Source organism: Lentilactobacillus sp. TOM.63, assembly GCF_030361045.1.
GTDB lineage: Bacteria > Bacillota > Bacilli > Lactobacillales > Lactobacillaceae > Lentilactobacillus > Lentilactobacillus dabitei.
Genome location: NZ_JAUCAP010000136.1, coordinates 1 through 3,228 on the forward strand (window position 1 = coordinate 1; position 3,228 = coordinate 3,228).

The window sequence follows — 3,228 nt, forward strand, 5'->3', positions numbered from 1 at the left end:
TAAAAACATACCCGTCAGTTTTCGAAAAAACACGAAAACTGACGGGCTTTTAATGAACTATGAATAATTCAGGCTCTAATTTTTTTGATAAAAATTGAATAAAAAAAGTCCTCGTATAGAAATAAATTCCATACAAGGACGATATTGTCGCGTTACCACCTTAATTTTCACGCAGCTTACACTACGTGACTCACTAGGCACTATGAATCAATGCCTGTCCGCTATAAGGTGCGTTTACCACGTTATCTTGCATTTGCTCAACAACATCCTGCTCAAAGACCATCTTCATCAATTCCCGGTAATTCACTCTCACCAAATGTGAACTCTCTTGATACCGTTCCAAGACTACTCATCTTTTCACTGCTTTTGTTTATCAATTTACTTAAAGAGTTTAGTCGCAATTATGAGAATGTCAAGTGTAAAATTTTAATGTGTTGAAATTATTATCCAGGGGAAAACGGTTGCAATCATCATTAGATCAAGAGTCTCACGGATTAGGAAAACATTAAAAAACAGCTCCTCAAATAATTAGCTTACCTGAGAAACTGTTCCAAAACTATTTAATCGTCTTTACATACTTTGAATTACCAGTAATATACCCACCGACAACATGATATCTCAGTGCACCAGTCTTGGTAACGCTATTGGCGTGTGAGAAGTCATAGTTCTTAATTCGAAGCTCAGTCCCCTTCTTGATGTGCTTATTGCGTTTGATCAGGCTAACCGTTTGATAACGGTTGAGACTGCGCTTAACTTTGACATAACGCGACATTTTTTGCTTGCCCATCTTAACAAGTTTGCGGTTTCCAGTAATGAAGTGACCATTACTCAAAACGTAGCGTGTCGTCAGATTATGGTGAACAAACTTGGTCACATGAAGGATGGTACCTTGCTTGTAATTGCGAACCTTCTTCGTCAGGTTTGCTTTCTTGTACGCGTTAACACCTCGTGGATTAATGACCGTTAACGTTTGATGCTTGCTTTGATAGTATACTGGGCGGACGTAACTCCAGTTTGCGGTGATGTAACCCTTCTTGTGGCGGTTCTTCGTCAAGTGGTTAACATCACGAACTTGGTAACGCAGGTGGCCACTCTTGGAGCGCGCATAACCGGTTACGACAAACATTGGTCGGTAGACTCGTGGCTTTTTGGTGTAGCCAGCGAGGCGATCTTTCTTGCTGAAGTTGTTGTGTTTGTAAAGATAGATCTTCTTCAGTGAATAAACCGCGGAGCCTTTGACGGCAGCCCAATCTGGAATTGAAGCTTGCGTATTGTTATTGTCAGGTTTTGGTTGCGGCGTTGGTGTCGGGCTGGGTACTGGTTGAGGAGTTGGTTGTGGTTCTGGAGTTGGTGGAACAGCTTTTGCTTTAACCACTACCTTGGTATTTGCAAATTTGTTACCATTAGTATAAATAACGTTATACTGACCAGGTTTAGTTGTATCAACATGGTCACCACTAACTTTAATGTTCTTAAATATCACAGGATCACCCCAATAATCCGTTGCGGAAATGAAACCACTCTGAGGATTCCATTTATCTCCAACCGATAAATCAACTTCCTCTTTAGCTTTAATAGAACTCTGATCAGAACTCGATCTTTGCTGCCAAACGTACGTGTCAGTTTCAGTGCGCTGATCTGCCATCAATTTTTCTGATGTGTAAAAATTACGCTTTCCACGGGGATTGCTTTCTGTACCACCAGCTAATGCTACCCAATATGGAGCTGTGTTAACGTATTTCGTTCCAGGAATTTCACCCTTTCCGGGAACATCAGGCAGACCCGTATACTGGTCTGTTGAGCTAAAATCTTTGTTTAATTTAATTTTCCAAATATTACGGCAATCAGATAGCATTCGCCACATATCCACACTGTCATTTACAGTAAAGCCACTAAGATCTAAACTGGATAATCCAACATCTCCCTCAAACATTTGCTCCATATTAGTCACATTCTTAGTAGTAAAACTACTTATATCCAATGAGGTTAAAGCCGGACAATTTTGAAACATCCATCTCATACTTGTAACTTTATTTGTCTTAAACGTACTTAAGCTTAAATCTGTTAGAGACGTATCATTTTGAAACATGGCCCACATATCTGTAACGTTCCCCGTATCAAAAGATGATAGCCCGAAAAATAAATTAGACTTTAATGATGACAGCCCCGAAAACATAGCCGTCATGTTAGTTACCAAGCTAGTATCAAATTTATGGACATCAAGCTCAGTTAAATCTTGATCCCCACTAAACATCTGACTCATATCAGTTACTTGGCTCGTATTGAATTTATCTAACCCTTTTATTTGCTTAATATCTGGCATATCGCCAAACATGTCATGCATAGTTTTGACATGTTCAGTGTTAAAATTGGAAACATCCAAAGAAGTTATTGAGTTGCAAATTGAGAACATATCGGACATATCGGTCACTCTGCTAGTATCAAATTTAGAAAAATCCATCCTGCCCGGTAGGTCATCACTGTATCTAAACATATAACTCATATCCGTGACATTCGATGTATCAAAATTTGAAAGATCAAATGTTTGCAAATTTCTGTCTCCAGCAAACATCGACTTCATATTAGTAACCTGAGTAGTATCAAGATTCTCTAACCCATCAATACTCTTCAAAATATACCCGATTTTAAACAATCCAGTAGAATCTGGGTTTGCAATTACTCCAGGTTTGATAATTATTTTTGAGACGCCTGAATAGAAATTGCCAACAGTTGATGGCTGTAAATTCCAAGGTGCTTGCTCAGGAGTCCCGAGCATCCCTGTCTTCCCCTCGGGACTGAAGGTTAATGTATAGAGGTTATCACCTGTCGGCTTAAACGACCAATTACACCCACCCCACGTACCAGAAATTGTGCCATCAGCACTTTTTGCTTCTAATTGAGAAGTTAAATTAATTGATGACTCCTTTGTTACAGAACTACTGTCGTTTATCATGTCAGTAATCTTCGAAGATTCGCTTAGTAGGTCACTAGCGTTAACAGCACTATTTATATTCACTCCAATAATTATCAATATACCAAAGATAATAAGCTAGGAAGTTTCAATTATGCACTTATAGTTCCCATCGACCTTCAAATGTTGTTTTCTACTACCCAAATCTATCCCCTCCAAACCATAGTTCCCCTCAACAAATTATATGGTAGATTGTAAAATTAATCCGAACGCTGTTCGGACAAAAAAGATCAGCTTCCTTTAAAATGGTGTTTACC

Annotated in this window: 1 protein-coding gene and 1 other annotated feature; the gene reads right to left on the bottom strand. The window is 38.9% G+C overall.

All coding sequences use genetic code 11. The features are described 5' to 3' along the window. Positions 1-131: 131 nt before the first annotated feature. Positions 132-370: a binding site (T-box leader), on the bottom strand. A 186-nt stretch (positions 371-556) separates the two neighbouring features. Then, on the bottom strand, positions 557-2,953 hold the full coding sequence (locus QUF07_RS13540) for a BspA family leucine-rich repeat surface protein (protein ID WP_289427955.1): 2,397 nt from the start codon (positions 2,951-2,953) through the stop codon (positions 557-559). Positions 2,954-3,228 lie beyond the last annotated feature (275 nt).

What these genes read in the sequence shown, in the direction of transcription:
- QUF07_RS13540 (WP_289427955.1), bottom strand. Translation starts at nt 2,953, where the DNA reads ATGATAAACGACAGTAGTTCTGTAACAAAGGAGTCATCAATTAATTTA.